The organism is Pseudomonas sp. I8001 (assembly GCF_013385345.1).
In the GTDB taxonomy this organism is placed as follows: domain Bacteria; phylum Pseudomonadota; class Gammaproteobacteria; order Pseudomonadales; family Pseudomonadaceae; genus Aquipseudomonas.
In genome coordinates this window covers 1-25,925 of sequence record NZ_JACAQC010000021.1, presented here as the reverse complement: position 1 = coordinate 25,925, position 25,925 = coordinate 1, and the positions used below count along the sequence as shown (strand labels likewise).

Sequence of the window (25,925 nt, the reverse complement as noted above, 5' to 3'; positions counted from 1 at the left end):
GCCACCGCAAAGGGCCGCTCGTCGATTGGTTGACGACCCTTATTTGCATCGTCGCCCTAAGGAAACATGAATGGACCGCGTGCGAAATCTACTGGAACAGATCCAGAAACGCCTCGAAGAACTGAACAAGGCTGAACGTAAAGTCGCCGAGGTCATCCTGCTCAACCCGCAGCAGGCGACCCGCTTCTCTATTGCCGCCCTCGCCCAGGCCGCTTCGGTCAGCGAACCTACAGTGAACCGCTTCTGCCGCTCGTTCGGCGTGAGTGGTTACCCTGAACTTAAATTGCAGCTGGCGCAAAGCCTGGCCAGCGGCGCGGCGTATGTCAGCCGCGCGGTGGAGGCCGATGATAACCCGGAGGCCTACACCCAGAAGATCTTCGGCAGTGCCATCGCGTCCCTCGACAGCGCCTGCCAGGCCCTGGACCCGAACCTGATCAGCAAGGCCGTCGACCTGCTGATCCAGGCTCGGCAGATCCACTTCTTCGGCCTGGGTGCTTCGGCGCCGGTGGCCATGGACGCGCTGCACAAGTTTTTCCGTTTCAACCTGTCGGTCACGGCCCACGCCGATGTGCTGATGCAGCGGATGATCGCCTCGGTGGCCCACACCGGGGAGTTGTTCGTGATCATTTCCTACACCGGGCGTACCCGTGAACTGGTGGAAGTAGCACGTATTGCGCGGGAAAACGGCGCCTCGGTGCTGGGCGTGACCGCCGAAAACTCGCCGCTGGCCAAGGCCAGTACGGTGAGCCTGAATATTCCGTTGCCGGAAGACACCGACATCTACATGCCGATGACCTCGCGGATCATTCAGTTGACGGTGCTGGATGTACTGGCGACGGGCATGACCTTGCGTCGCGGGGTGGATTTCCAGCCGCACTTGCGCAAGATCAAAGAGAGCTTGAACGACAGCCGGTATCCGGTTGGGGATGAATTCAACTAGGCCCGAATCTACTGTGAATGTGCCGGCCTCTTCGCGAGCAAGCCCGCTCCCACATTCGACTGCATTCCAAAAGTGGAACTCGGTCTAATGTGGGAGCGGGCTTGCTCGCGAAAGCGGCATCAGCAACACCGGAACATCCGGATCAAGCCCCCGCCCTGGCCTGCAAACTCAAATGCGCCCGCTCCCCCGGCGCCAGGCTCGCAGCAGCCATCGCCGACTCCACACACACAAACCCCGCAGCCTCGTTGAAGCTCACCCCCAGCAACGGTCGACTCCCCGGGTGCCACACCACCGTGTCGGCACTCTCGCCGGTGTCGATGCACAATTCGCGCTGCCAGGCGTGGTCCTTGAGGTGCAATTCGCCCTCGTGCTGGAACACCCGCTGACACCCACCATCGACACGCAACTCGCCTTCCTGCTGGCACGCCTGACGATTCAGCTGGTCGTAGCCCTGCGCGCCATCGAGCCCAGACAGCGCTATCTCACCAACGTTGCCAATCCGCCAATAGGCGTGCAAAGCATGGCTCAATTGGCACGGCAGCTCGTCCTGGTGCTCGGTGGCCAGGCGCAGCTCCAGGGTTTCCCCCAGGTGTGCATGCAGGTCCACCTGCCAGTCGCATAGCTGCAATTGCCAGTGCAAACGCACGCCGTCGTCGTCGGTGCTGCTGTCCAGCAACTTCCAGTCGATCAGCCGTGCCCAGCCATGGGACGGCCAGGCGTTTTCGCTGGGATGGCGGCCATACCACGGCCAACACACCGGCACGCCGCCACGGATGGCGCCGACCTGCGGCCACTTGGCCGCGCACCACAGCCAGGGTTTCTGGCCCGTGGGCTGAAAGTGCAGCAATTGCGCGCCCTGGCGACTGAACACCGCCTGGCAGAGCGGGTGATCAATCACCAGCACATCGCGCATCTGGAAGCGTTCCCAGGCGAATACCGGCCGCTCGCGCAGGGATTTGAAAAAGCGTTGCAGCGGATGCTCATGCATGTGCCACGGTCCTGAATATCTTTGCAGGCGCTGACTTGCCTGCGATGGCATCGCCTCGGTGTGGCAGATACACCGCGGGGCGCGCATCGCAGGCAAGCCAGCTCCCACACAAAAAAAAGCGGATAGCCATGGCTACCCGCAAAATGCGCACAGAGAGAAGGAGCTTATCGCAACAACGTTAGAACGTAGACTGAATTTTCAGGCCCGCTACCACCGCGTTGTCGACTTGCTTAACACCACCTGGGTTGGCGATGTATTGCAGGTTGGGACGCACGGTCAGCCAGTTGGTGACGTGGATGCCGTAGTTGAGTTCGACGTTGTACTCCGTGTTACGCAGCGGTGCGTAACCCGATTGGTCGTAATCCGTGAAACCGCCGGCCGCGTTGAGCAACTCAGCATTTTTCTTCACGTCACTGTTGGCATGGATACGGGATACACCGATACCCACGTCATCTTTTGTACGTGCGTCGAATGGACCTTTATACACAAGCATCAGCGACTGGTAGTTGTCGACCAGGTTGGTGTCTTTGTCGTGGAAGGTGACGTTGGCCGCAATGTTCAAGCCGCGGGAAGCATCGCCATTGTGGGTGGTGAGTTGCTGTTGCAGAACGCCCCAGTAACCGCTTTTGCTGCTGCGAACGCGGAAGGCTGCGCCGGTGGTGCCAGCATCGTTACCGTTGACGTCTTCACGTACGTCGGTCGCGTCGGCGGTGCTCTTGTAGTAACCCACACGGTATTCGCCCGGCAGGCCATTGACCTTCGGCGACCAGACCAATTCAACCGGCAATACGGTGCCCTTGGTGCCGCTGCCGCTGAGCTTGAAGCCGTTGCCGTGCTCCAGTTGCGACGGGTTCTGGTTGTACGCACCGATTTGCGCATACAGCTCAGGCGTGATGTTGTACTTCACGCGGATAGCCGCCTGGCTGACGGGCCAGTTGTACCAGGTGTTTACATAGTTACCGACCTGCGAGCCACAGAACGACAGGTTCTGGAAGTCGCACGGGAAGGTGTTGAAGTCTTCGCCTTCACCGAAGTAACCGAGTTTCACGTCCAGCTTGTTGTCGAACATCTGGTGCTGAATCCAGAACTGGGTCAGACGCACCATGTGGCCTCGGCCGTCGACTTCCTGAGACGAGCTCAAGGTGCCGGCACGCGGGTCACCAATACGGTCGTTGGAAATGTTTGCGCCATTACGATTGGTCAACTGGATCTTGGCCTGGGTGTTGTCCCAGCCCCACAGCTTTTGCAGGTCCAGTGCCACGCCCAGACCGAACTGGTCAGCGTAACGGGCAGTCTTGTCGTTGTTGTAGCCACCGCTGAGGTTGCCACCGACTTCACCGACGTAATCCGCCTTGATGTCGATACCTTGCTCGATCAGCTTGGTACGCTCGCCGCCCCAATCGCCGGTCATCCACTTGGAATCGGCGCTGAACGCGTCGTCCGCCATCGCATTGGCGGACAGTACCAGGGCGGCTGCTGCTGACAGTTGGCAGATCAGCCGGGTGTTGTTGTGGTGCTTTTTCATCCCTACATCCTCGTCTTTATTGTTATTAACTGTTTTTATCTAACGCGGTTTACTTCTTTGTGAGAGCAGGACTCTCACAAAAGCCCCTACACATCATTTGAAACTTCAGCGTCCCTTGAATTGAGCAACGTTGTCCGCACGATCCTGTGCCGGCAACGAGGTGGCAGTGCCCAGGCGCTCGCCGGTCTTGGCGTCGAACAGCAACACTTTGGCCGGGTCGAACTGCAAGGTCAGGGTCTCGCCCACTTGCGGCGCCACATCGGGCGCCAGGCGGCAGCAGACCTTGGTGTCATTGATTTGCACGAACACCAGGGTGTCCGGACCGGTCGGCTCGGTGACTTGCACCTCGGCCCGAATGGTCGGCGCGCCGGTGGCTTCGGCGGCGGCCAGTACGATCTGCTCCGGGCGCAGGCCCAGGATCACTTCGCGGTCTTCAAGACCGGCATCGTTCATGTTCAACGGCAATTCACAGCGGGCCTGGCCGCTGTCCAGCAGCGCCACCAGGCGGCCGTCCTTGCGTTGCAGGCGCAGTGGAATGAAGTTCATCGGCGGCGAACCGATGAAGCTCGCCACGAACAGGTTGGCCGGGTCGTTGTAGATCTCTTTCGGCGTGCCGAACTGCTGGATGATGCCGTCCTTCATGACCGCCACTTTGTCGCCCAGGGTCATCGCTTCGATCTGATCGTGGGTGACGTAGACGGTGGTGGTTTTCAGACGCTGGTGCATCAGCTTCATTTCGGTACGCATCTCGACCCGCAGCTTGGCGTCGAGGTTGGACAGCGGTTCGTCGAACAGGTAGATCTTCGGGCGACGCGCCAGTGCCCGGCCCATGGCCACGCGTTGTTGCTGTCCACCGGAGAGCTGGCCCGGCTTGCGATTGAGCAGGTGCTCGATCTGCAGCAGCTTGGCCACTCGCGCCACTTCTTCATCGATCGCTGCCTGGGGCATCTTGCGAATCTTCAGGCCGAATTCGATGTTCTCGCGCACGCTCATGGTCGGGTACAGCGCGTAGGACTGGAACACCATAGCGATGTCACGATCCTTGGGGCTCATGCCGCTGACGTCCTGGTCGCCGATCATGATCGCGCCACCGGTGATGTTTTCCAGGCCGGCAATGCAATTCATCAAGGTCGATTTGCCGCAACCCGAAGGGCCGACCAGGATCAGGAACTCACCTTCCTTGATCGACAGTTCGATGTTCTTCAGGGTGTCCGGCAGACCGGTACCGTAGGTCTTGTTTACGTTACGAAGTTCGAGCGTTGCCATGATTACCCCTTGACCGCGCCGGCCGTCAGGCCGCGCACGAAATACTTGCCTGCGACCACATAGACCAGCAGGGTCGGCAGCCCGGCGATCATCGCCGCCGCCATATCAACGTTATATTCCTTGACCCCGGTACTGGTGTTGACCAGGTTGTTCAGCGCCACCGTGATGGGCTGCGAATCACCGCTGGAGAACACCACGCCGAACAGGAAGTCGTTCCAGATCTGCGTGAACTGCCAGATCAGGCACACCATGATGATGGGTGTCGACATCGGCAGGATGATCAGGCGGAAGATCGTGAAGAACCCCGCGCCATCCAGGCGAGCCGCCTTCACCAGTGCATCGGGAATGCTGACGTAGTAGTTACGGAAGAACAGTGTAGTAAACGCCAGTCCGTAGACGATGTGCACGAACACCAGGCCCGTGGTGGTACTGGCCAGGCCCATCTTGCCGAGGGTGAACGAGGCTGGCAGCAGCACGGTCTGGAACGGCAGGAAGCAGCCGAACAGCAACAGGCCGAAGAACAACTGCGAACCACGGAAGCGCCACATCGACAGCACGTAGCCGTTCAACGCACCGATGGCGGTGGAGATCAGTACCGCCGGAACGGTGATCTTGATCGAGTTCCAGAAGTAGCCGTCAACCGTGGCCCAGGCTTTCACCCAGCCGATGCCGGTGATCACGGTGGGCCAGCTCAGCAGGTTGCCGGTGCTGATGTCTTCCGGGGTCTTGAAGCTGGTGAGCAACATGACCACCAACGGCACCAGGTACAGCAGGACAGCGAGAATCAGCACCGCGTAGATCGCGACGCGGCTCAGGCTGATGGCAGGTTTGCCAGCAAGACTAGTCATTGCGCTTGGTCCTTAGCTCGGAGTACAGGTAAGGCACGATGATCGCGAGAATCGCACCGAGCATCAGAATCGCACTGGCCGAACCCATGCCCATCTGGCCGCGGCTGAAGGTGAAGGAGTACATGAACATCGCCGGCAGGTCGGAGGAGTAACCCGGACCACCCGCCGTCATGGCCGCCACCAGGTCGAAGCTCTTGATCGCGATGTGCGCCAGGATCATTACCGCACTGAAGAACACCGGGCGCAGGCTTGGCAGCACCACTTTCCAGTAGATGCGCGGCATGCTCGCGCCGTCGATCTGCGCCGCACGGATGATCGATTGATCAACACCGCGCAGGCCGGCAAGGAACATCGCCATGATGAAGCCGGAGGCTTGCCACACAGCAGCGATCACCAGGCAATACACCACACGGTCCGGGTCGATCAGCCAGTCCAGGCGAAAGCCTTCCCAGCCCCAGTCACGCAGCAGTTTGTCCAGGCCCATGCCTGGGTTGAGCAGCCATTTCCAGGCGGTACCGGTGACGATCATCGAGAGCGCCATCGGGTACAGGTAAATGGTGCGGATAAAACCTTCGCGACGGATTTTCTGGTCGAGGAAAATCGCCAGGGTCACGCCGATCACCAGGGTGATGCCGATGAACATGCCACCGAATACCGCGAGGTTCTTGCTCGCGACCCACCAGCGGTCGTTGTCGAACAAGCGCACGTATTGCGCCAGGCCTACGAACTTGTAGGTCGGCAGGAAAGTCGAGTTAGTGAACGACAGCACGAACGTCCACAGGATGTAGCCATAGAAGCCCACCAGAACGATGAACATGCTCGGCGCCAGCACCAGTTTGGGTAGCCAGCGCTGCAGTGCATCGAACGGCGAGGCTTTGCTGAACACAGCAACAGAACTCATGGGAAAATCCAGTACAGGGAAAAAGGACTACAGGAACATGCCTTGTGGGGGTTAGGGGTCCCCCCACAAGGCCATTCAGTGCTAACCGTTACTTGGCAGACTTGATCGCGGCAGCGAGTTTCTTCGCGGTATCCGCAGGGTCAGCTTTCGGGTCGTTGATGTAGTTGGTCACGACATCAAAGAATGCGCCTTGTACCGCCAGCGTGGTTGCCATGTTGTGCGCCATGCTCGGCTGCAGGCCACCGGTCTGGGCGTCTGCAAGGAAGTCCTTGGCGGCGGTCTGGGCGCAGGAGTCGAAGCCGTATTTGCCCATGTCTTTCAACATGTCGATACGAACCGGGATCGAGCCCTTGTTGATGCTGAAGACCTTCTGGAAGTTTTCGCTCAGCACGACCTTGGCGATGTCCTGCTGGCCGGCAGCAGTGCCCTTGTCTTTCTGCTTGAACGCAGCGAGGGAGTCGATGTTGTAGGTGAACGCCTTGTCGGTGCCCGGGAAGGCTACGCACTCGTAGTCTTTGCCGGCGACTTTCTTGGCGGCGGTCCATTCACTCTTGGCCCAGTCACCCATGATCTGCATGCCGGCCTTGCCATTGATGACCTTGGCGGCTTCCAGGTTCCAGTCCTGGCCCTTGCCGTCGGCGTCCATGTAGGTCGCGACTTTCTTCAGCTCGGTCAGGGACTTGATCATTTCAGGGCCGGTCAGGGCTTTTTCGTCGAGGTCGACCAGGGCTTTCTTGTAACCGTCAGCCCCCATGACCGAGAGCACGACCGCTTCGAAGACGGTGCTGTCCTGCCAAGGCTGGCCACCGTGGGCGAGCGCAATGAAGCCGGCTTTTTTCAGCTTGTCGCCAGCGGCGTAGAATTCTTCGAGGGTGGTAGGCGGTTTTTCGATACCGGCTTTCTTGAACACTTCCGGGTTGATCCACAGCCAGTTCACGCGGTGAATGTTCACCGGCACGGCCACGTAATCACCTTCGTACTTCACGGTATCGGAGACTTTCTTGTCCAGCAGCGAATCCCACTTCTCTTCTTTGGCGGGAACCTTCAGGACGTCGGTGTCGAGCAGCCCGGTGGACGCCCATTCCTGGATGTCGGGGCCTTTGATCTGGGCCATGCCTGGCGGGTTGCCAGCAACGGCGCGGCTTTTCAGTACGGTCATGGCAGTGGAACCGCCACCGCCGGCGACGGCACCGTCTTTCCAGGTGAAACCGTCTTTTTCAACTTGGGCCTTCAGGACATCTACTGCCGCTTTCTCGCCACCCGAGGTCCACCAATGCACAACTTCAACCGTCCCTTTCGAGTCGGCGGCAAAAGCACTGAGGGGAAACAACGAGGCAACGGAAATAGCTACGGCGAGGCGACTGATCGCTTTCATCTGAGTACCTTTTTTCTTGTTGTTATGCATGCAAGTCGGTGCTTGCGCTGCAAACGAGTTTAAACAGGGATTTTTCAGGTGCAGGTAACAAAGGGACGCCAAAATGTCACCACTTGGTGACATAGCGCCCGGTGGCCACGGCACTGGCCATGCTCGGTGACAAGGGTAGCCCCGGCAGCAAGACAGACTGCCAGGCGTGGTAGAGGTCCGGTTTGCCACCCCAGATTTTCGCGCTGGGCTGGTTTTTCGGGCTCAGTTCGTGGTGCCAGCTGCCGTGGGTGCGGTCAATGAAACGGGTTTCACAGAACTCCCAGAAGCGCCGGTACCAGGTTTCGTAATGCAGCTCCCCCGTGCGTTTGAGCAGCGCCTGGGCAGCGGCACTGGCTTCGCAATGGGTCCAGTGCAGGCGCTCGCGCACCACGGGGCGCTGGCTCCAGTCGAGGGTGTAGACAATGCCGGGGGCGCCGTCGACGGCCCAGGCGTATTCACAGGCGCTGGCGAACAGGCCCTTGGCGTCGGTCACTAGCCACTCAGGGGTGACGAGCCCGGCATCCAGGCGCGCAGCCTCAAGGTGCAACACCAGTCGCGCCCATTCGAAGCCGTGGCCGGGGGTGATGCCGTAGGGACGAAAACCATCGGCCGGGTTGTCTTCGTTGTAACCACGCAGGGGTTGCCAATGGCTGTCGAAATGCTCGATCACCATGTCCCGGTTTTGCGCCGCATGGGTATGAATAATCCGCTCGACGATGCGCAGTGCCCGGTCCAGCCAGCGGGTTTCACCGGTGACATCGGCCAGGGCCAGGAAGGCTTCGGTGGCGTGCATGTTGCTGTTGGCGCCGCGATAGGCTTCTACCCCGCTCCAGTCCTGGGCGAAGGACTCGAGCATCGCGCCCTCCTCTTCGTTCCAGAAGTACTGGTCGATGATGTGGATCGCGTCGTTGAGCAAGGTTTGCGCGCCGGGAGCACCGGCCACTACTGCGGAGCTGGCGGCCAGGGCGACAAAAGCGTGCAGGTAGGCGGCCTTGCCGGTGTTGCCGTCGCGGGCGTCGGGCGTGGCGAACCAACCGCCGTGCCGGGCATCGCGCAGCGGGCCGCTGAGGGCCACGACGCCGTGTTCCACCAGGTCGGCATAACCTGGCAGGCCCAGGCCATGGGCCATGGCAAAGCTATGGGTCATGCGGGCGGTGTTCATGGTTTCGGCGACGGCATCGGGCGGCAGGACGCCTTGATCGTCGAGGTTGCCGAAGCCGTCAGGCAGCCTGGAAGCCTTGGCGAATGACAGCAGGCGCTGGCCTTCAGTGGCAAGCCAGGCGTGATGGGCAGGTGCGTTCAGCCAACTACTGGCAGGCAGTGGTTGCGTGGTCATGATTAGCCCTTTTTATTATGTGCGGGATGACGGGAGTCTAAACAAGGGCGGCGCGAGGGCAAGTAACGAAGGAGACGGGAAATGTCACCGATTGGTGACATTGATTGTGCCAGGGCCTGCAGGCGTCATGTGTAGTGACGCCTGCAGCACCTCACATCACTGCTGCCCGAGAGGGGTGATCCGGGCCGGCTGGTTGATCTGCTGCTGCAGGTTCTGCACCTGGCTTTGCAAGGCAGTGACGTTACGCGTGGTCTGGATGCGGAACACGTCGAACTCTTTGGTGGACGGACCGTCGGAAGCCGCGGCGCGGTTGTCCAGTTCGCTCTTGAGGACCACAAGGTCCTGCTCCAGGCGGGCGATGGCGGCCGTGGGGTTGCCCTGTTTTTTCAGGGCTGCGACGTCGGCGGAGAGGTCCTTGAACTCGGCGTCCCGGGACTTGAGGGTAGCCACCGCCTCCGTCAGCGCCTGGACCTGGCCCTGCAATTGCGCGTTGGCACTGGACAGCTGGGTCGTGCTGGCGGTCATCTGCTCCAGGCGCTTGTCCAGGTCAGTTGCCTGGCCGGCCACGCCCATCTGCTGCTTGCCCTGCTCCAGCAACTGGGTCTCCAGCTGCTTGATCTGCAGTTTCAGGGCCTCGCTGCCATTATTCACATTGGCTTCGCTGGCCACCACCTTGCCGGAAATATCCTGCAGGCGCCCCGCCGCTTCCTCGCTGATGCGCGCGAAGCTTTCCTGGGTCGCCACCAGTTGCTGGCCCATCAGGGAAATCTGCTGGAAGCTCCACCAGGCAAGGCCGGCGAAGGCGAACAGCAGCGCACCGACCAATGCCCACAGCGGCCCGGTACTGGCGCTCTTGACCTTGACAACCGGCGCAGGCCGGGAGCGCACGGAGGTAGCCGGCGTGGGCTCGAAATCATCGTCGTCCGAGGTGTCGGCCCGCAGGCTGGGAACGTTGTCGAAGTCGTCGTTAGCATCGTTACGCATGAATCAACCTTAAATCCTTTGAGGTGGCATATGGATAGCCAGGCGTCGGAGTATAAACCCCCGACCTGCCGCACTGATCGACCCGGGTTCGCAAATTCGGTTCCCGGTGTGTTGCCGGTTATTTAAGTCCCACGTCCTGGGCCTTCCACCAACTGCAGAACTCGTCGAGGGCCGCCCACAGGCTGACCTTGGGCTGGTAGTCGAGATAATGCCGTGCGCGGGTGATGTCGAGGGTGAAATCTTTGTTCATCACCTGCATGCCCAGCCGTGACAAAGACGGTTCCGGGCGCCCTGGCCACATGGCACAGAAGGCTTCATTGAGCGCCGCAACGCTGTAAGACAAGCCGTAGGACCGATAACGGGTGACCTGAGGCATGTCCATCTGTCGCATCACGTAGTTCACCACATCCCACACCGGCACCGGGGCACCGTTGCTGATGTTGTAGACCTTGCCCAACGCCGAGCCCGTCGCCAGCAAACTGCTGAGCAGGGCTTCATTGAGGTTGTGCACGCTGGTGAAATCGACCTTGTTCAGGCCATCGCCGACAATCGCCAGGCGGTTCTTGCGCTGCATCTTCAACAGGCGCGGGAAGATGCTCATGTCGCCGGCCCCCGTGACAAAGCGCGGGCGCAGGGCCAGCACTTCGAGGCCAAACTCCTGGGCGCCAAACACCTTTTGCTCCGCCAGGTATTTGGTGGCTGCATAGGGATGCTTGAAACGCTTGGGCACTTGTTCTTCGGTCAAGCCCAGGTGGTCACGGCCGTCGAAGTAGATCGACGGCGAAGACAGGTGCACCAGGCGCCCGACCCGCTGCTTGAGGCAGGCCTCCACCACGTTTTCGGTAACCAGCACATTGCCCTGGTGGAAGTCCTGATAACGCCCCCACAGCCCCACGGCCCCGGCGCAATGCACCACGGCCTCGACGTCGCGGCACAGCTCGCGCACCAGGTCCGGATCATTCAAATCACCCTGGATAAACTCGGCGCCGCGCCGTACCAGGTGCTCCACACCTTCGGCCCGCCGCCCGTTGACCCGCACGTCCAGGCCCTGCTCCAGGGCGAAACGCGCAAAGCGCCCGCCAATGAAGCCGCTTGCGCCGGTGACCAGAATTTTCATGACTTACTCCGCATTCTTTCGTTTTTCATCGCTGTTGCCTTGACGCTGGCCATCACGCCAACGGCACCAACCATTGCCCCGTTGTGTGTGCCAGATGATCCGTCAGCAGGCCCAGCAATTGTCCACCACTGCGCCAATGATGCCAGTACAGCGGCACATCGATCGGCTTATCTGGCAATAACTCCACCAACACGCCCTTTTCCAGCTGGTCGCGCACCTGCAGTTCGGGCACCAGGCCCCAGCCCAATCCGGCTTCCGTCAGGCGAATAAAACCTTCGGACGAGGGGCATAGATGGTGTTCGAAACCACCGTCGACGCCCAGGGACGCCAGGTAGCGATGCTGCAGGAAATCATCCGGGCCGAACACCAGCGCCGGCGTGCGGGCCAGTTGATCGGCCCGCACGCCCTCGGGAAAGTGCCGGGCGACAAACGCCGGGCTGGCCAGCGCCCGATACCGCATCGCGCCGAGCAACAGGCTGCGGGCACCGGCCACCGGGCGTTCGCTGGCGCAAATACAGGCTGCCACTTCGCCGGCGCGCATGCGCTTGAGGCCGACGGTCTGGTCTTCTACCACCAGGTCCAACAGCAAATGCTGCTCGGCGCAGAAGTCGCTCACCGCCTCGGCCCACCACGTGGCCAGGCTGTCGGCATTCAAGGCGATGCGCAGGCGCTCGGGCATGCCCTCTTCATCCAGCGCGGGCACCTGGCTTTGCAGGTCGCGCTCCAGCAATCGTACCTGTTGCACGTGGTTGAGCAGGCGGCGGCCGATCTCGGTGGGCGTCGGCGGCGTGGCACGTACCAGCACCGGCTGGCCGATTCGCGCCTCCAACAGCTTGATGCGCTGGGAAATCGCCGATTGGGAAATTCCCAGTACCTGCGCGCCCCGCTCGAAGCCGGCCTGTTCCACCACCGCCGCCAGGGCGGAAAGCAATTTATAGTCGAACATCAGTTTTCCTAATGAGCGATCAGCAATATTGGTTTTTCTTATACAGCCTTGGACGGGAGAATAGCCAGCATCGCTTCTTCTTATTCAAGGACCTCCACATGGCCGGCGAAACCGCCCTGGCAACCCTGCTGCGCAGCATGAGCCCACAGCTCAATGACGGCGACTACGTGTTCTGCACCCTGGCCGACAGCCGAATCCCCGAAGGTTGCGAGGTGATCGGCAGCTTCCGCGAGCAGGAAGGCCTGACGTTGATCGTCGAGCGCCAGCAGGCCGAGCGCGCCGGACTGGCCTTCGACTATGTGGCTGCGTGGATCACCCTCAATGTGCATTCGGCCCTGGAAGCGGTCGGCCTGACCGCCGCGTTCGCCACGGCCCTGGGCCAGGCCGGGATCAGTTGCAACGTGATTGCCGGCTACTACCACGATCACCTGTTTGTAGGCCGCGCCGATGCCGAGCGCGCCATGACGGTGTTGCGGCAATTGGCGGCGGGCGCGGAGTAAATCCTATGTGGCAAAGCTATATGAACGGCCTGTTGGTGGCCTTTGGTTTGATCATGGCGATCGGCACCCAGAACGCGTTTGTGCTGGCGCAGAGCCTGCGGCGCGAACATCACCTGCCGGTGGCGGCACTGTGCGTGGTGTGCGACGCGATCCTGGTGGCCGCCGGCGTATTCGGCCTGGCCACCGTGCTGGCGCATAACCCGGTATTGCTGGCGATTGCCCGCTGGGGTGGCGCGGCGTTCCTGCTCTGGTACGGTACCCTCGCCCTGCGCCGGGCCTGCTCGAAGCAGAGCCTGGGCGAGGGCGAGAACCTCAAGGTACGCTCGTTGAAGGCGGTGATGCTCAGCGCCCTGGCAGTGACGTTGCTCAACCCCCACGTGTACCTGGACACCGTCTTGTTGATCGGCTCCCTCGGCGCCCAGCAAACCGAACCGGGCGCCTACGTGGCCGGGGCCGCCAGCGCTTCATTCCTGTGGTTCATGACCCTGGCCCTGGGCGCCGCATGGCTGGCACCGTGGCTGGCGCGCCCCGCCACCTGGCGGATTCTGGACCTGCTGGTAGCCGCCATGATGTTCAGCGTGGCCTATCAATTAATCAGCGCAGCGTAGATATTCCAAAACGCTCTGGAACCTCTATCCCACACAGTTGTTGCGTGGTTTTGCCGCACCCCCGGTGCTATGATCCAGCCCCTGCGCCGCAAAGAGTACAAACTCCCCGGCGCTTGTTTGGCCGCCCGTGATCGGCCTTGCGCTCACCGCAACTGACCTGATTAGGAGAATCATCATGGCTTTCGAATTGCCGCCGCTGCCCTACGCACACGATGCCCTGCAGCCGCACATTTCCAAGGAAACCTTGGAATACCACCACGACAAGCACCACAACACCTATGTCGTGAACCTGAACAACCTGGTGCCTGGCACCGAGTTCGAAGGCAAGACCCTGGAAGAAATCGTCAAGTCTTCTTCGGGCGGCATCTTCAACAACGCCGCTCAGGTCTGGAACCACACTTTCTACTGGAACTGCCTGGCGCCAAACGCTGGCGGCCAACCTACCGGCGCACTGGCTGAGGCGATCAACGCTGCCTTCGGTTCGTTCGACAAGTTCAAGGAAGAGTTCACCAAGACTTCCGTCGGCACCTTCGGTTCCGGTTGGGGCTGGCTGGTGAAAAAGGCTGACGGTTCCCTGGCCCTGGCCAGCACCATCGGCGCCGGCAACCCGCTGACCAGCGGCGACACCCCGCTGCTGACCTGCGACGTCTGGGAACACGCTTACTACATCGACTACCGCAACGTGCGTCCAAAGTATGTGGAAGCGTTCTGGAACCTGGTCAACTGGAAGTTCGTGGCTGAGCAGTTCGAAGGCAAGACCTTCACCGCTTAAGTACCGCTTGCAGTAGAAAGAGCCCGGCGATTGCCGGGCTTTTTTGTGGGCGATTACAAATGGAAAAATGCCAGAAAGCCACTGGAACTCATCAAAAGGATTTCGCCACGCAGCATGTAAGAGGAATGTCCCTCTGATTGACTGCAGGAGAACTTGATATGGATCTAGCATCTTTGATCGGCATGGCCCCTCAAGCACTTAACGTGACAGATAAGGGCCTGGACGTCCTGGACAAAAGCTTGGGCATCCTTGATAAGACCGTGGACATAGCTCGACAGGCCTTGGAGCAAATCGATCCTCAGGCGCAAGACCAGCCACAACCGCCGAAAATTTCGTTTACCTGATGGGTGCTGACGCTCGACGGTTTGTTTCGCTGGCCTGAAAAACCCGCGCTCGTCCTGAAAAGACGGTACAAGAAGTCGGCACGTACGATCCGCCGACTTCACTCCATGCCAGGCCTGCCTTTCCATTCCCCCTCCCAACGTCTTACCCCCGGACGCGCTCATCTAAACTGCAAAACCTGCCCTGGCCGCAATGTCCCTTTGACTGCCCTCACGGGATTGCCAATACTCATGGCATATTGAGGCTACCCGCATGGAACAAGGAATAACCCTTTGAAGCTGGAACTCAAAAACAGCTTGTCGGTGAAGTTGCTACGGGTGGTACTGCTTTCGGCATTGGCCGTGGGCGTGGTACTGAGCGCGGCGCAGATCGTCTTTGATGCGTACAAGACGCGCCAGGCCGTGGCCGGTGATGCCCAGCGCATCCTCGACATGTTTCGCGACCCGTCCACCCAGGCCGTCTACAGCCTGGACCGGGAGATGGGCATGCAGGTCATCGAAGGCCTGTTCCAGGATGATGCCGTGCGCATGGCCTCCATCGGCCACCCCAACGAAACCATGCTCGCGGAAAAAACCCGCGACCTGCAACAATCCCCGAGCCGCTGGCTGACCGACCTGATTCTGGGCCAGGAACGCACCTTCACCACGCCGCTGGTGGGGCGCGGGCCTTACAGCGAGTACTACGGTGACCTGAGCATCACCCTCGACACCGCCACCTATGGCAAAGGGTTTCTTGTCAGTTCGGTGATCATTTTCATCTCCGGGGTGCTGCGGGCGCTGGCCATGGGGCTGGTGTTGTACCTGGTCTATCACTGGCTGCTGACCAAGCCGCTGTCGCGCATCATCGAGCACCTGAGTTCGATCAACCCCGACCGTCCCAGCGAGCACAAGATCCCGCAGCTCAAGGGCCACGAGAAAAACGAGCTGGGGCTCTGGATCAACACCGCCAACCAGTTGCTCGAATCCATCGAGCGCAATACGCACTTGCGCCATGAGGCGGAAAACAGCCTGCTGCGCATGGCCCAGTACGACTTCCTGACCGGCCTGCCGAACCGCCAGAAACTGCAGGAGCAACTGGACAAGATCCTGATCGACGCCGGCCGCCGGCAACGTCGGGTCGCGGTGTTGTGCGTGGGGCTGGATGACTTCAAAAGCGTCAACGAGCAGTTCACCTACCAGGCCGGCGACCAGTTGCTGCTGGCCCTGGCCGACCGCCTGCGCGCCCACAGCGGCCGCCTCGGCGCCCTCGCCCGCCTCGGCGGCGACCAGTTCGCCCTGGTGCAGGCCGATATCGAGCAGCCCTACGAAGCCGCCGAATTGGCACAAAGCATCCTCGACGACCTGGAAGCCGAATTCGCCCTCGATCACGAACAGATCCGCCTGCGTGCCACCATCGGCATCACCCTGTTCCCGGAAGACGGCGACAGCACCGAGAAGCTGCTGCAAAAAGCCGAACAGACCATGACCCTGGCCAAGAGCCGCTCGCGCAACCGCTACCAGTTCTATATCGCCAGCGTCGACAGCGAAATGCGCCGCCGCCGCGAGCTGGAAAAGGATCTGCGCGACGCCTTGAGCCGCGAGCAGTTTCACCTGGTGTACCAGCCGCAGATCAGCTATCTCGACCACCGTGTGGTGGGTGTCGAAGCGTTGATCCGCTGGCAGCACCCGGAGCACGGCCTGGTGCCGCCCGACCTGTTTATCCCCCTGGCCGAACAGAACGGCACCATCATTGCCATCGGCGAATGGGTACTGGACCAGGCCTGCCGGCAACTGCGGGAATGGCATGACCTGGGCTTCACCGAGCTGCGCATGGCGGTCAACCTGTCGACCGTACAGTTGCACCACGCCGAGCTGCCACGGGTGGTCAACAACCTGCTGCAAATCTACCGCTTGCCGCCGCGTAGCCTGGAGCTGGAAGTCACCGAGACCGGCCTGATGGAAGACATCAGCACCGCCGCCCAGCACCTGCTGAGCCTGCGCCGCTCCGGGGCACTGATTGCGATTGATGACTTCGGCACCGGCTATTCGTCCCTGAGCTATCTGAAAAGCCTGCCGCTGGACAAGATCAAGATCGACAAGAGCTTCGTCCAGGACCTGCTGGATGACGACGACGATGCGACCATCGTGCGGGCGATCATCCAGCTCGGCAAAAGCCTTGGCATGCAGGTGATCGCCGAGGGTGTGGAGACCGCCGAACAGGAGGCCTACATCATCTCCGAGGGTTGCCACGAGGGTCAGGGCTACCACTACAGCAAACCCTTGCCGGCACGGGAGTTGGTGGCCTACTTGAAACAGGCCCAGCGCAATAACGCCGCCATCCTCTGAAGCGATGCCGGCCATCGGGGCCACGCGCACCGATGGCCGGCAAATCGATACTAAATATTTCCTGCTTATAACGCTTTACACAAAATGCAAATCTTTCGCATTATGTCGCAGTTTTGCGCGCCCCCCGCGTGCCCCATCAACAACCGAAGCAGGATGTTCGCCATGATTCGTATGCCCCTGGCCACCGCCAGCCTTCTCGCCATTGCCATTTCGCTCGCCGGTTGCGGTGAAGGCAAAGACAAGGCCGCCGCGCCTCAAGCCCCGGCCGCCGCCAGCACCACCGCCCCGGCGGCTGCCCCGGCAGGCCAGGTAGACGAGGCCGCCGCCAAGGCCGTGGTCGCGCATTACGCTGACATGGTGTTCGCGGTGTACAGCGATGCCGAGTCCACCGCGAAAACCCTGCAAACCGCGATCGACACTTTCCTTGCCAACCCGAACGACGACACCCTGAAAGCGGCCCGTACCGCCTGGATCGCCTCGCGCGTGCCGTACCTGCAGAGTGAAGTGTTCCGCTTCGGCAACACCATCATTGACGACTGGGAAGGCCAGGTGAACGCCTGGCCCCTGGACGAAGGCCTGATCGACTACGTCGACAAGACCTACGAACACGCCCTGGGCAACCCTGGCGCCACCGCCAACATCATCGCCAACAACGAGATCCAGGTCGGCGAAGACAAGGTCGATGTCAAAGACATCACCCCGGAAAAACTCGCCAGCCTGAATGAGCTGGGCGGTTCCGAAGCCAACGTAGCCACCGGCTACCACGCAATTGAATTCCTGCTCTGGGGCCAGGACCTGAACGGCACCGGCCCGGGCGCCGGCAACCGTCCAGCGTCGGACTACATGACCGGTGATGGCGCCACTGGCGGCCACAACGAGCGCCGCCGCACCTACCTGCGCGCCGTGACTCAACTGCTGGTCAGCGACCTGGAAGAAATGGTCGGCAACTGGAAGCCCAACGTCGAAGACAACTACCGCGCCACGCTGGAAGCAGAACCTGCGACCGATGGCCTGCGCAAGATGCTGTTCGGCATGGGTAGCCTGTCCCTGGGCGAGCTGGCCGGTGAGCGCATGAAGGTTTCCCTGGAAGCCAACTCGCCGGAAGACGAACAGGACTGCTTCAGCGACAACACCCACAACTCGCACTTCTACGACGCCAAGGGTATTCGTAACGTTTACCTGGGTGAGTACACCCGCACCGACGGTACCAAGATGACCGGCGCCAGCCTGTCCTCCCTGGTGGCCAAGGCCGACCCGGCGGCCGATGAAGCGTTGAAGGCTGACCTGGCCTCCACCGAAGCGAAGATCCAGGTGATGGTGGACCACGCCAACAACGGCGAACACTACGACCAGTTGATTGCTGCCGGTAACGACAAAGGCAACCAGATCGTACGTGACGCCATCGCCGCATTGGTGAAGCAGACCGGTTCGATCGAACAGGCTGCTGGCAAGCTGGGCATCAGTGACTTGAACCCGGATAACGCTGATCACGAGTTCTGATCAGTGCCGCGTTGAATGAGGCGACCTTCGGGTCGCCTTTTTTATACCTGCCCTCCAAGCTCCATCAACCAGCACAAATCTCCTGTGGGAGCGGGCTTGCTCGCGAAAGCGGTGGGTCAGCCAATGCATCCGTTGACTGATACACCGCTTTCACGAGCAAGCCCGCTCCCACACTTGATCTGCCACGTCTCCAACGCCCCCCGGTTTACTTGCCCTGCACCGCAGGTAGAATGGCGCCTTTCCTGTCACCCCGAGCGGACCTCATGGCGTTGCCGACCTTACGGATAATCGGTTTCATTATCGGCATCTTCCTGATCACCCTGGCGATCGCCATGGTCATCCCCATGGCGACCCTGGTGTTTTTTGAACGCACCAGCGACCTGCCGTCGTTCCTCTGGGCCAGCCTGATTACCTTTATCGCGGGCCTGGCGCTGGTCATCCCCGGCCGCCCGGAACACGTGCACCTGCGCCCGCGGGACATGTACCTGCTGACCGTCTCCAGCTGGCTGGTGGTGTGCATCTTCGCCGCACTGCCGTTCCTGCTGACCCAACACATCAGCTACACCGACTCGTTCTTCGAAAGCATGTCGGGCATCACCGCCACCGGTTCCACGGTGCTCAGCGGCCTGGACACCATGTCCCCGGGCATCCTCATCTGGCGCTCGCTGCTGCACTGGCTCGGCGGTATCGGCTTTATCGGCATGGCGGTGGCGATCCTGCCGCTGCTGCGCATCGGTGGCATGCGCCTGTTCCAGACCGAATCCTCCGACCGCTCGGAAAAGGTCATGCCCCGCTCACACATGGTGGCGCGCCTGATCGTGGCGGCGTACGTGGGCATCACCATCCTCGGCAGCCTGGCGTTCTGGTGGGCCGGGATGGGGCTGTTCGATGCGATCAACCATGCGATGTCGGCGATTTCTACCGGCGGGTTTTCCACTTCCGACGAATCCCTGGCCCACTGGAAACAGCCGGCGGTGCACTGGGTGGCCGTGGTGGTGATGATCATGGGCAGCCTGCCGTTCACCCTGTATGTGGCCACGATGCGTGGCAACCGCCGGGCGCTGATCAAGGATCAGCAGGTGCAAGGCTTGCTCGGGTTGCTGGTGGTGACCTGGCTGGTGCTCGGCACCTGGTATTGGTGGACCACCGACCTGCCTTGGCTGGACGCGCTGCGCCACGTGGCGGTGAACGTCACCTCTGTGGTGACCACCACCGGTTTCGCACTCGGGGACTACAGCATCTGGGGCAATTTCTCGCTGATGCTGTTCTTCTACCTGGGCTTTGTGGGCGGTTGCTCCGGCTCCACGGCTGGCGGGATCAAGATCTTCCGTTTCCAGGTCGCCTACATCCTGCTCAAGGCCAACTTGAACCAGTTGATTCACCCGCGAGCGGTGATCAAGCAGAAGTACAACGGCCATCGCCTCGATGAAGAAATCGTGCGGTCGATCCTGACCTTCTCGTTTTTCTTCGCCATCACCATCTGCGCCATCGCCCTGGCCCTGTCGTTGCTGGGCCTGGACTGGATGACCGCGTTGACCGGCGCCGCCAGTACCGTGTCCGGCGTGGGCCCGGGCCTGGGGGAAACCATCGGCCCGGCCGGTAACTTCTCCACCCTGCCGGACGCTGCCAAGTGGATCCTGTCATTCGGCATGCTGCTGGGCCGACTGGAGATCATTACGGTGTTTGTGCTGTGCATTCCGGCGTTTTGGCGTCACTGACAGGCAGCTCATGCAACCGCGCCCGGTACTCGCCGGGCGTGGCATCGAACCAGCGGCGGAACGCACGAAAGAAGTTGCTCGGGTCGGCAAACCCCAACAGGTAGGCAATTTCCAGCAGGGTCATGCTCGGCTGCGCCAGGTATTGCTCGGCCAGTTCGCGGCGGGTGTCGTCGAGCAAGGTCTGGAAACTCGTGCCCTCCTCCTGCAAGCGGCGCTGCAAGGTGCGCTGGGACAGGTGCAACGTCTGCGCAACCACTTCACGCTTGGGCTCGCCCTGGGGCAGCAATCGGCATAGCACCTGCCGCGCCTTGTGGGTCACCCGGCTCTCGGAAAACCGCGCCAGGTACTCCCCGGCAAAACGATCGTGCAACAACGCCATCGCCTCGTTCGCCGTGGGCAACGGCGCCTCCATATCGGCCCGTTCGAAGATCAGCGCGTCATAGGGCGCGTTGAACACCAGCGGTGCATGGAAGGCTTGTTTGTAGGGCGCCAGGTCCGCTGGCTGATCGCCCTGCACCAGCACCTTGCGCGGTTGCAACGTGCGCCCGGTCAGCCAGCCGCATAACGCCAGGGCACTGGCCAGGGACGCTTCGGCACTTTGCCGGGTAGGCGGCAGGTGGTCGCCGTGCACCGTCAGAATCAGCGCATAACCTTCGGGCAACAGGCGGAAACTCAGGTCGGCACTTTCAGCAATGATTCGCTGGTAACGCACCAGCCGCATAAAACCTTCGGCCAGGGTATTGCTGGACATCAAGGCGTAGCCGGCCACATGAAACGACGCCGGGCGCACCACCTTGCCCATGTTCAAGCCAATCGCCGGGTTGCCCGACAGCTCGACCGCGCGCTGCCAGAGCCGGGTCATGGAGTCCTGGGGGAAGCGTGCATCCGGGTCATTCAGCGCGGCGTAATCCAGGCCAAGCTGCTTGAACAAGGCACGGCAATCCAGGCCGTCCATTTCCAGCGCCTTGACTATCCCCATCGCCCAGCTTGCAGAAGTCGTTCGTTCGCTCATGGCGTTTTCTTAACAAGGAAGGCTGAAACGACAGCCAGGAATCCGAAGGATACTAAAGTGGCATCTATTGTCACTGGCTGTTACCACTGATGACTCTAGACTCAAATAAGCTCCCCGCCGAACATCTGTCGGGCAGAACAATAACCAGAGGGCCGACCACTGTGGAAAATGCCAGGCAATTCAACAGCTTCGCCGATTTCTACCCGTATTACCTGAGCGAACACGGCAACAGTACGTGCCGTCGCCTGCACTTTATCGGCACCAGCCTCGTTATCTTCATTCTCGCGTTGGCGATCGGCAAAGGTGCGTGGTGGCTGCTGCTGGCGCTGCCGGTGGCCGGCTACAGCTTTGCCTGGATCGGCCATTTCTTCTTTGAAAAGAATCGCCCGGCGACCTTCCAGCATCCGCTGTACAGCCTGTTGGGGGATTTCGTGATGTACCGCGACATGATTCTGGGCAAGGTGCCGTTCTAGCCCCACGCTTGAAGAACAATAAGAGAGGCTTTGATGAACCAGCAGGCCCGCTTCACCCATATGCAGGATGGTACCCAGGAAGACTGGGCGATCATCGCCAAGGATTTCAGTGCTTACGCCCGGCAATTGCCAAGCCGGATCCTGGCGCATCTACGGCTGCTGGAGGGCGACTTCGGCGGCTTCCCGGTGGACCGCCTGACCCACTCGCTGCAAACCGCCAGCCGCGCCTGGCACGATGGCCGGGATGAAGAGTACGTGGTGTGCGCCCTGCTCCACGACATCGGCGACACCCTCGGTTCCTACAACCACCCGGACATCGCCGCCGCGATCCTCAAGCCGTTCGTAAGCGCCGAGAATCTGTGGATGGTGGAGAAGCACGGGATCTTCCAGGGCTACTACTTCTTCCACCACCTGGGGATGGACCGCCACCTGCGCGAGCAATTTGGCGACCACCCGCAGTACCGGCAAACCATCGAGTTCTGCGCGCAGTACGACGCGGCGGCGTTCGACCCGGCCTACGACACCCTGCCGCTGAGCTTCTTCGAGCCGATGCTGGCGCGGGTGTTTGCCCAGCCGAAGAACTCGCTCTACAAGGCGGCGATGGAACGCCAGGGTTAAACCGGCAGCAATGTGCCGCCGTGACCGGTTTGGGTGGCTGGCTCCGGATCTTTGACGATCTCCCGGGCCACCATCAGGATCACGATGGCCGCAATGATGTCGAAAATCGCCAGCACCACAAACAGCGGGCTGTAGCCGACCTTGGTCACCAGCACGCCGAACACCGCAGTAAATGCCGCAGCCCCGATAAACCCGCACATCTGCCCGCCACCGGTGGCGGTGGCCACGTCATTCTTGCCGAATGAGTCCGAGGCGATGGAAAACAGTGCACCCGACAAGGTCTGGTGGGCGAAACCGCCGACACACAGCAGGGCAATCGCGGTGTAGGCACTGTCCACCAGGCCGATGCACGCCGGGCCGATCATGCACAGGCAACCGAACAGCATCACCAGCTTGCGCGAGGTGAACAGCGAGACCTTGAAGTAGCGGTGGAACAACGGGCTCAGGTAGCCACCCAGCACACAGCCAATGTCGGCGGCCAGGAACGGCAGCCAGGCAAACAGCGCCATTTCCTTGATGTTCATGTGCCGCTCGGTCATCAGGTACAGCGGAATCCAGGCATTGAACGTCTGCCAGGCCGGCTCCGAGAGCATCCGCGCCGAGGCGATGGCGAAAAAGTTGCGGCTCTTGAGGATGCGCTTCCAGCTGGCTTTCTTCTGCACGCCTTCCTTGAGATGGGTTTCCTGGCCGGCCTCGATGTACTCACGCTCGGCCTGGGCCAGCAGGCGCTGGTCACGCGGGTGCTTGTACAGCAGCAGCCACAGCCCGCTCCACACCAGGCCGATGCCGCCAACGATCAGGAATGCCAACTGCCAGCCGCTGTGCAAAATCGCCCAGACCACCAGTGGCGGCGCCAGCAACGCACCAAACGACGAACCAAAGTTGAACCAGCCGATGGCGACGGAGCGCTCCTTGGCCGGGAACCACTCGGTAATCGCCTTGACGCCGCCGGGGAAGCCCGCCGACTCCGTCAGCCCCAGTGCGCCACGGGCCACTGCCAGGCTCTGCCAACCGGTGGCGAATGCCGCCAGGGCACAGACTACCGACCAGGAGATGGCGAAGATGGCAAAGCCCATCTTGGTACCGATCGCATCGATCACATAACCGGCGATCGGCTGCATCAAGGCGTAACACACCTGCCAGGCAACAACGATGTGGGAATACTGCTCAGTGGAGATGCTCAGGTCGGTCATCAGCGTGGGGGCTGCGACTGAGAGCGTGTTGCGGGCCAGGTAGTTAATAATCAGGCCGACCGTCATCAGCCCGACCATCCACCAACGGATGCCTTTGATTTTCATCGCTTCACCTTAATTATTTTTAGATTTGAGGCGTACGTTCTGCGACCGAGCGCATCCGTATTACGGGCGCTATAAAACTGTAACGTCATATGTCGTCATACAACTGTTAGCGTTATATTCAGTCCGCAGTACGATGTCAATCCGTGAAGGGTGATGTTGTACGATGACAATCGACACCCCTGTGGCGCCACGTCACTTGCGCGGCGGGATGAAGACGCGTTCATTTTCTGAGATAAAATCTTTCTGTCATTTACAGTGCTGTATCCTGCACAGGCTTTTTGAACGCGCGGAATCACCTGCGATTGATAAAACAGATCTTGCGAGGAGCGACGACGATGCACGAAATCCCTAATCTCCCCTTCCCAAGCCTGCACGAAACTGAGCAGCCAACCCCGCAACAGGCCGGTGCCACCAAGCCCGAGCCCAAAGAGGCAAAACCGGTCGACCGCAAGAGCGAAGACTGAGAGCCGTACCCAGACCGTGTGGAAAGCGTGACATTGCGCGCTTTCCACACCGCCTGAACACCGTGAGCCCCGCCATGACCGACACCACCCCCGATACCGCCCTGCTCGACACTGCCTTGCACATGGTCGACGTATGGAACCGCCTCACCCCGGAAAAACAGGCCCTCCTGCTCAAGCGCTTCGGCACCCAGGAAAACGCCCTCGCCGCGTTGGTAACCACGCAACTGCTCAACCCCGCCGATCGCTAAAAGTTTGCTTTGCTGCCCCCGCACGCGCCCAGCATCGGTATCATAAGCAGCCTATCTTTTCCTGCTGCGACAGTGGACCTCTCCCCATGCCAGATACCCAGCGCCCCATGGCGGTCACGCTGCAAGTCGTTTCCATCGTTTTGTTCACCTTCATCGGCTACCTGAATATCGGCGTTCCCCTGGCCGTGTTGCCTGGCTATGTGCACAGCGACCTGGGCTTTGGCGCCGTGATCGCGGGCCTTGTGATCAGCGTGCAATACCTGGCCACTCTGCTGAGCCGGCCCTACGCGGGACGCATCATCGATAACCGCGGCAGCAAGCGCGCCGTCATGTACGGCCTGGCCGGTTGCGGGTTGAGCGGCGTGTTCATGTTGCTCTCGGCGTGGCTGTCACACCTGCCGGCGCTGAGCCTCACCAGCCTGCTGATTGGCCGCCTGGTGCTGGGCAGCGCTGAAAGCCTGGTGGGCTCGGGTTCCATCGGCTGGGGCATTGGCCGGGTGGGTGCGGCGAATACCGCCAAGGTCATCTCCTGGAACGGCATCGCCAGCTACGGCGCCCTGGCCATCGGCGCACCGCTGGGGGTGTTGCTGGTCAGTCATTTCGGGCTGTGGAGCATGGGCGTCAGCATCATCCTGCTGGCGGTGCTGGGCCTGCTGCTGGCCTGGCCGAAAGTCGCCGCGCCGATCGTGGTGGGCGAGCGCCTGCCGTTCATGCATGTGCTGGGGCGCGTGTTGCCTCACGGCTGCGGGCTGGCGCTGGGCTCGATCGGGTTTGGCACCATCGCCACCTTCATCACCTTGTATTACGCGACCCAGCATTGGGATAACGCGGTGCTGTGCCTGAGCCTGTTCGGTGCCAGCTTTATCGGGGCGCGGTTGTTGTTCGGCAATTTGATCAACCGCATTGGCGGGTTTCACGTAGCGATTGCCTGTTTGTCGGTGGAGACGCTGGGGCTGCTGCTGCTGTGGCTGGCGCCGGATCCTCATTTGGCGTTGGCGGGTGCGGCGTTGAGCGGGTTTGGCTTTTCCCTGGTGTTTCCGGCCTTGGGTGTGGAGGCGGTCAACCTGGTGCCCGCCTCGAGCCGGGGTGCGGCGGTGGGGGCGTATTCGCTGTTTATCGATTTGTCGTTGGGGATCACCGGGCCGTTGGCCGGGGCGATTGCGGCGGGGTTCGGGTTTGCCTCGATCTTCCTGTTTGCGGCGATCGCGGCGTTTGGCGGGTTGCTGTTGAGCCTGTATTTGTACCGGCAGGCGCCGAAGTATCGCGAAGAACGTCAGGCGAGTTAGAAGTCCACCTTGCCGCGGCCGGCCTTGATGCTGCCGCGTTTGGTCTTGGATTCGAGGCGGCGCTTCTTTGAGCCCAGGGTGGGTTTGGTGGGGCGGCGTTTCTTTTCGACCTTGGTGGCGCTGAGGATCAGTTCCACCAGGCGCTCGAGGGCGTCGGCGCGGTTTTGTTCCTGGGTGCGGTATTGCTGGGCCTTGAGGATCAGTACGCCTTCGCTGGTGATGCGGGTGTCGCGCAGGGCCAGCAGGCGTTCCTTGTAGAAGTCAGGCAGGGACGAGGCCGGGATGTCGAAACGCAGGTGCACGGCGCTGGAGACCTTGTTGACGTTTTGACCGCCAGCGCCCTGGGCGCGGATGGCTGTCAGCTCGATCTCGGCGTCGGGGAGGTGCACGTTGTTGGATATCACCAGCATTTTTTGATCGGGCCTTGGGGTGGAGGGGTAAGGATACGCCAATGTGTTGGGCTGCTGGGGGCTGGGGGCTGGGTACATATCCGTTATTTGGGTGAT

The 25,925-nt window shown here is 61.1% G+C and carries 26 protein-coding genes; 13 read left to right on the top strand and 13 right to left on the bottom strand.

The annotated features are described in order from the left end of the window. The first annotated feature begins 79 nt into the window (after positions 1 to 79). Positions 80 to 940 carry a MurR/RpiR family transcriptional regulator gene (locus HX839_RS15810; protein ID WP_173406104.1) on the top strand — a complete coding sequence of 287 codons (861 nt, stop codon included), beginning with the start codon at positions 80 to 82 and terminating at the stop codon, positions 938 to 940. Between the two features lie 142 nt (positions 941 to 1,082). Here the strand turns inward: HX839_RS15810 and HX839_RS15805 are convergent, their stop codons facing one another. The 10 genes from HX839_RS15805 to HX839_RS15760 all read right to left on the bottom strand — a co-directional run bounded on the left by HX839_RS15805 (position 1,083) and on the right by HX839_RS15760 (position 12,256). Further along, positions 1,083 to 1,928: a D-hexose-6-phosphate mutarotase gene (locus HX839_RS15805; RefSeq protein ID WP_177067299.1), complete on the bottom strand. Its 846-nt coding sequence runs from the start codon at positions 1,926 to 1,928 to the stop codon at positions 1,083 to 1,085. A 178-nt stretch (positions 1,929 to 2,106) separates the two neighbouring features. Next, positions 2,107 to 3,453 carry a carbohydrate porin gene (locus tag HX839_RS15800; protein WP_003213016.1) on the bottom strand — a complete coding sequence of 449 codons (1,347 nt, stop codon included), beginning with the start codon at positions 3,451 to 3,453 and terminating at the stop codon, positions 2,107 to 2,109. A gap of 105 nt (positions 3,454 to 3,558) precedes the next feature. Continuing rightward, positions 3,559 to 4,719 carry an ABC transporter ATP-binding protein gene (locus tag HX839_RS15795; protein ID WP_003213014.1) on the bottom strand — a complete coding sequence of 387 codons (1,161 nt, stop codon included), beginning with the start codon at positions 4,717 to 4,719 and terminating at the stop codon, positions 3,559 to 3,561. A gap of 2 nt (positions 4,720 to 4,721) precedes the next feature. Continuing rightward, entirely contained in the window at positions 4,722 to 5,567 is an 846-nt protein-coding gene (locus tag HX839_RS15790) for a carbohydrate ABC transporter permease (RefSeq protein WP_003213012.1), read from the bottom strand. Beyond that, positions 5,560 to 6,468 carry a carbohydrate ABC transporter permease gene (locus tag HX839_RS15785; protein WP_003213011.1) on the bottom strand — a complete coding sequence of 303 codons (909 nt, stop codon included), beginning with the start codon at positions 6,466 to 6,468 and terminating at the stop codon, positions 5,560 to 5,562. The genes HX839_RS15790 and HX839_RS15785 overlap by 8 nt, the downstream gene beginning before the upstream one ends. An 88-nt stretch (positions 6,469 to 6,556) precedes the next feature. Beyond that, a complete protein-coding gene (locus HX839_RS15780; protein ID WP_134327218.1) occupies positions 6,557 to 7,843 on the bottom strand; it encodes an ABC transporter substrate-binding protein in 1,287 nt (428 codons plus the stop codon). A 106-nt stretch (positions 7,844 to 7,949) separates the two neighbouring features. After that, on the bottom strand, positions 7,950 to 9,209 hold the full coding sequence (locus HX839_RS15775) for an AGE family epimerase/isomerase (RefSeq protein WP_177049528.1): 1,260 nt from the start codon (positions 9,207 to 9,209) through the stop codon (positions 7,950 to 7,952). Positions 9,210 to 9,365: 156 nt separating this feature from the next. After that, the gene (locus HX839_RS15770; RefSeq protein WP_003213005.1) at positions 9,366 to 10,193 is read right to left on the bottom strand and encodes a hypothetical protein; all 828 of its coding nucleotides are present in this window, start codon (positions 10,191 to 10,193) and stop codon (positions 9,366 to 9,368) included. A 118-nt stretch (positions 10,194 to 10,311) separates the two neighbouring features. Continuing rightward, a complete protein-coding gene (locus tag HX839_RS15765) occupies positions 10,312 to 11,310 on the bottom strand; it encodes an NAD(P)-dependent oxidoreductase (protein ID WP_003213003.1) in 999 nt (332 codons plus the stop codon). A 52-nt stretch (positions 11,311 to 11,362) separates the two neighbouring features. Next, positions 11,363 to 12,256 (bottom strand): LysR family transcriptional regulator ArgP, encoded by an 894-nt coding sequence (locus HX839_RS15760; protein WP_003213001.1) that lies wholly within the window; start codon positions 12,254 to 12,256, stop codon positions 11,363 to 11,365. A 98-nt stretch (positions 12,257 to 12,354) separates the two neighbouring features. Between HX839_RS15760 and HX839_RS15755 the strand changes: the two genes are divergently transcribed. The 7 genes from HX839_RS15755 to HX839_RS15725 all read left to right on the top strand — a co-directional run bounded on the left by HX839_RS15755 (position 12,355) and on the right by HX839_RS15725 (position 20,020). Continuing rightward, complete coding sequence (locus HX839_RS15755; RefSeq protein ID WP_003213000.1) at positions 12,355 to 12,756, top strand: ACT domain-containing protein; 402 nt, start codon at positions 12,355 to 12,357, stop codon at positions 12,754 to 12,756. 5 nt (positions 12,757 to 12,761) lie between these two features. After that, complete coding sequence (locus HX839_RS15750) at positions 12,762 to 13,364, top strand: LysE/ArgO family amino acid transporter (RefSeq protein WP_003212999.1); 603 nt, start codon at positions 12,762 to 12,764, stop codon at positions 13,362 to 13,364. 175 nt (positions 13,365 to 13,539) lie between these two features. Beyond that, positions 13,540 to 14,136: a superoxide dismutase gene (locus HX839_RS15745; RefSeq protein WP_003212997.1), complete on the top strand. Its 597-nt coding sequence runs from the start codon at positions 13,540 to 13,542 to the stop codon at positions 14,134 to 14,136. Positions 14,137 to 14,294: 158 nt separating this feature from the next. Continuing rightward, on the top strand, positions 14,295 to 14,480 hold the full coding sequence (locus HX839_RS15740; RefSeq protein WP_177067298.1) for a hypothetical protein: 186 nt from the start codon (positions 14,295 to 14,297) through the stop codon (positions 14,478 to 14,480). A 270-nt stretch (positions 14,481 to 14,750) separates the two neighbouring features. After that, positions 14,751 to 16,802, top strand: coding sequence for a bifunctional diguanylate cyclase/phosphodiesterase (locus HX839_RS15735; protein ID WP_003212994.1), 2,052 nt, complete (start codon positions 14,751 to 14,753; stop codon positions 16,800 to 16,802). A gap of 162 nt (positions 16,803 to 16,964) precedes the next feature. Next, entirely contained in the window at positions 16,965 to 18,302 is a 1,338-nt protein-coding gene (locus HX839_RS15730) for an imelysin family protein (RefSeq protein WP_003212990.1), read from the top strand. Positions 18,303 to 18,565: 263 nt separating this feature from the next. Next, positions 18,566 to 20,020, top strand: a complete 1,455-nt coding sequence (locus HX839_RS15725; RefSeq protein ID WP_003212988.1) for a TrkH family potassium uptake protein — start codon at positions 18,566 to 18,568, stop codon at positions 20,018 to 20,020. Here the strand turns inward: HX839_RS15725 and HX839_RS15720 are convergent. After that, complete coding sequence (locus HX839_RS15720) at positions 19,977 to 21,032, bottom strand: AraC family transcriptional regulator (RefSeq protein ID WP_003212986.1); 1,056 nt, start codon at positions 21,030 to 21,032, stop codon at positions 19,977 to 19,979. The two genes, HX839_RS15725 and HX839_RS15720, sit on opposite strands and share 44 nt — an antisense overlap. Before the next feature lie 161 nt (positions 21,033 to 21,193). Between HX839_RS15720 and HX839_RS15715 the strand changes: the two genes are divergently transcribed. Both HX839_RS15715 and HX839_RS15710 read left to right on the top strand, forming a co-directional pair. After that, positions 21,194 to 21,505, top strand: a complete 312-nt coding sequence (locus HX839_RS15715; protein WP_003212984.1) for a DUF962 domain-containing protein — start codon at positions 21,194 to 21,196, stop codon at positions 21,503 to 21,505. A 33-nt stretch (positions 21,506 to 21,538) separates the two neighbouring features. Further along, entirely contained in the window at positions 21,539 to 22,123 is a 585-nt protein-coding gene (locus HX839_RS15710; protein WP_003212982.1) for an HD domain-containing protein, read from the top strand. Here the strand turns inward: HX839_RS15710 and HX839_RS15705 are convergent. After that, complete coding sequence (locus HX839_RS15705) at positions 22,120 to 23,394, bottom strand: MFS transporter (protein WP_052024259.1); 1,275 nt, start codon at positions 23,392 to 23,394, stop codon at positions 22,120 to 22,122. The genes HX839_RS15710 and HX839_RS15705 overlap by 4 nt on opposite strands. Before the next feature lie 362 nt (positions 23,395 to 23,756). On the opposite strand from HX839_RS15705, the gene HX839_RS31595 reads away from it, so the two are divergent. The 3 genes from HX839_RS31595 (at position 23,757) to HX839_RS15695 (ending at position 25,419) form a co-directional block, all read left to right on the top strand. After that, positions 23,757 to 23,885, top strand: a complete 129-nt coding sequence (locus tag HX839_RS31595) for a hypothetical protein (RefSeq protein ID WP_003212978.1) — start codon at positions 23,757 to 23,759, stop codon at positions 23,883 to 23,885. A gap of 74 nt (positions 23,886 to 23,959) precedes the next feature. Further along, entirely contained in the window at positions 23,960 to 24,133 is a 174-nt protein-coding gene (locus tag HX839_RS15700; protein ID WP_008430977.1) for a hypothetical protein, read from the top strand. Between the two features lie 86 nt (positions 24,134 to 24,219). Next, positions 24,220 to 25,419 (top strand): MFS transporter, encoded by a 1,200-nt coding sequence (locus HX839_RS15695; protein ID WP_177067297.1) that lies wholly within the window; start codon positions 24,220 to 24,222, stop codon positions 25,417 to 25,419. On the opposite strand, the gene arfB is transcribed toward HX839_RS15695, so the two are convergent. Further along, positions 25,416 to 25,829, bottom strand: coding sequence for an alternative ribosome rescue aminoacyl-tRNA hydrolase ArfB (arfB, locus tag HX839_RS15690; RefSeq protein WP_003212972.1), 414 nt, complete (start codon positions 25,827 to 25,829; stop codon positions 25,416 to 25,418). The two genes, HX839_RS15695 and arfB, sit on opposite strands and share 4 nt — an antisense overlap. Positions 25,830 to 25,925 lie beyond the last annotated feature (96 nt).

What these genes read in the sequence shown, in the direction of transcription:
- HX839_RS15770 (WP_003213005.1), bottom strand. Translation starts at nt 10,193, where the DNA reads ATGCGTAACGATGCTAACGACGACTTCGACAACGTTCCCAGCCTGCGG.
- HX839_RS15765 (WP_003213003.1), bottom strand. Translation starts at nt 11,310, where the DNA reads ATGAAAATTCTGGTCACCGGCGCAAGCGGCTTCATTGGCGGGCGCTTT.
- HX839_RS15730 (WP_003212990.1), top strand. Translation starts at nt 16,965, where the DNA reads ATGATTCGTATGCCCCTGGCCACCGCCAGCCTTCTCGCCATTGCCATT.
- HX839_RS15785 (WP_003213011.1), bottom strand. Translation starts at nt 6,468, where the DNA reads ATGAGTTCTGTTGCTGTGTTCAGCAAAGCCTCGCCGTTCGATGCACTG.
- arfB (WP_003212972.1), bottom strand. Translation starts at nt 25,829, where the DNA reads ATGCTGGTGATATCCAACAACGTGCACCTCCCCGACGCCGAGATCGAG.
- HX839_RS15740 (WP_177067298.1), top strand. Translation starts at nt 14,295, where the DNA reads ATGGATCTAGCATCTTTGATCGGCATGGCCCCTCAAGCACTTAACGTG.
- HX839_RS15700 (WP_008430977.1), top strand. Translation starts at nt 23,960, where the DNA reads ATGACCGACACCACCCCCGATACCGCCCTGCTCGACACTGCCTTGCAC.
- HX839_RS15720 (WP_003212986.1), bottom strand. Translation starts at nt 21,032, where the DNA reads ATGAGCGAACGAACGACTTCTGCAAGCTGGGCGATGGGGATAGTCAAG.
- HX839_RS15780 (WP_134327218.1), bottom strand. Translation starts at nt 7,843, where the DNA reads ATGAAAGCGATCAGTCGCCTCGCCGTAGCTATTTCCGTTGCCTCGTTG.
- HX839_RS15755 (WP_003213000.1), top strand. Translation starts at nt 12,355, where the DNA reads ATGGCCGGCGAAACCGCCCTGGCAACCCTGCTGCGCAGCATGAGCCCA.
- HX839_RS15745 (WP_003212997.1), top strand. Translation starts at nt 13,540, where the DNA reads ATGGCTTTCGAATTGCCGCCGCTGCCCTACGCACACGATGCCCTGCAG.
- HX839_RS15775 (WP_177049528.1), bottom strand. Translation starts at nt 9,209, where the DNA reads ATGACCACGCAACCACTGCCTGCCAGTAGTTGGCTGAACGCACCTGCC.
- HX839_RS31595 (WP_003212978.1), top strand. Translation starts at nt 23,757, where the DNA reads ATGCACGAAATCCCTAATCTCCCCTTCCCAAGCCTGCACGAAACTGAG.
- HX839_RS15805 (WP_177067299.1), bottom strand. Translation starts at nt 1,928, where the DNA reads ATGCATGAGCATCCGCTGCAACGCTTTTTCAAATCCCTGCGCGAGCGG.
- HX839_RS15750 (WP_003212999.1), top strand. Translation starts at nt 12,762, where the DNA reads ATGTGGCAAAGCTATATGAACGGCCTGTTGGTGGCCTTTGGTTTGATC.
- HX839_RS15790 (WP_003213012.1), bottom strand. Translation starts at nt 5,567, where the DNA reads ATGACTAGTCTTGCTGGCAAACCTGCCATCAGCCTGAGCCGCGTCGCG.
- HX839_RS15725 (WP_003212988.1), top strand. Translation starts at nt 18,566, where the DNA reads ATGGCGTTGCCGACCTTACGGATAATCGGTTTCATTATCGGCATCTTC.
- HX839_RS15795 (WP_003213014.1), bottom strand. Translation starts at nt 4,719, where the DNA reads ATGGCAACGCTCGAACTTCGTAACGTAAACAAGACCTACGGTACCGGT.
- HX839_RS15710 (WP_003212982.1), top strand. Translation starts at nt 21,539, where the DNA reads ATGAACCAGCAGGCCCGCTTCACCCATATGCAGGATGGTACCCAGGAA.
- HX839_RS15705 (WP_052024259.1), bottom strand. Translation starts at nt 23,394, where the DNA reads ATGGTCGGGCTGATGACGGTCGGCCTGATTATTAACTACCTGGCCCGC.
- HX839_RS15760 (WP_003213001.1), bottom strand. Translation starts at nt 12,256, where the DNA reads ATGTTCGACTATAAATTGCTTTCCGCCCTGGCGGCGGTGGTGGAACAG.
- HX839_RS15695 (WP_177067297.1), top strand. Translation starts at nt 24,220, where the DNA reads ATGCCAGATACCCAGCGCCCCATGGCGGTCACGCTGCAAGTCGTTTCC.
- HX839_RS15800 (WP_003213016.1), bottom strand. Translation starts at nt 3,453, where the DNA reads ATGAAAAAGCACCACAACAACACCCGGCTGATCTGCCAACTGTCAGCA.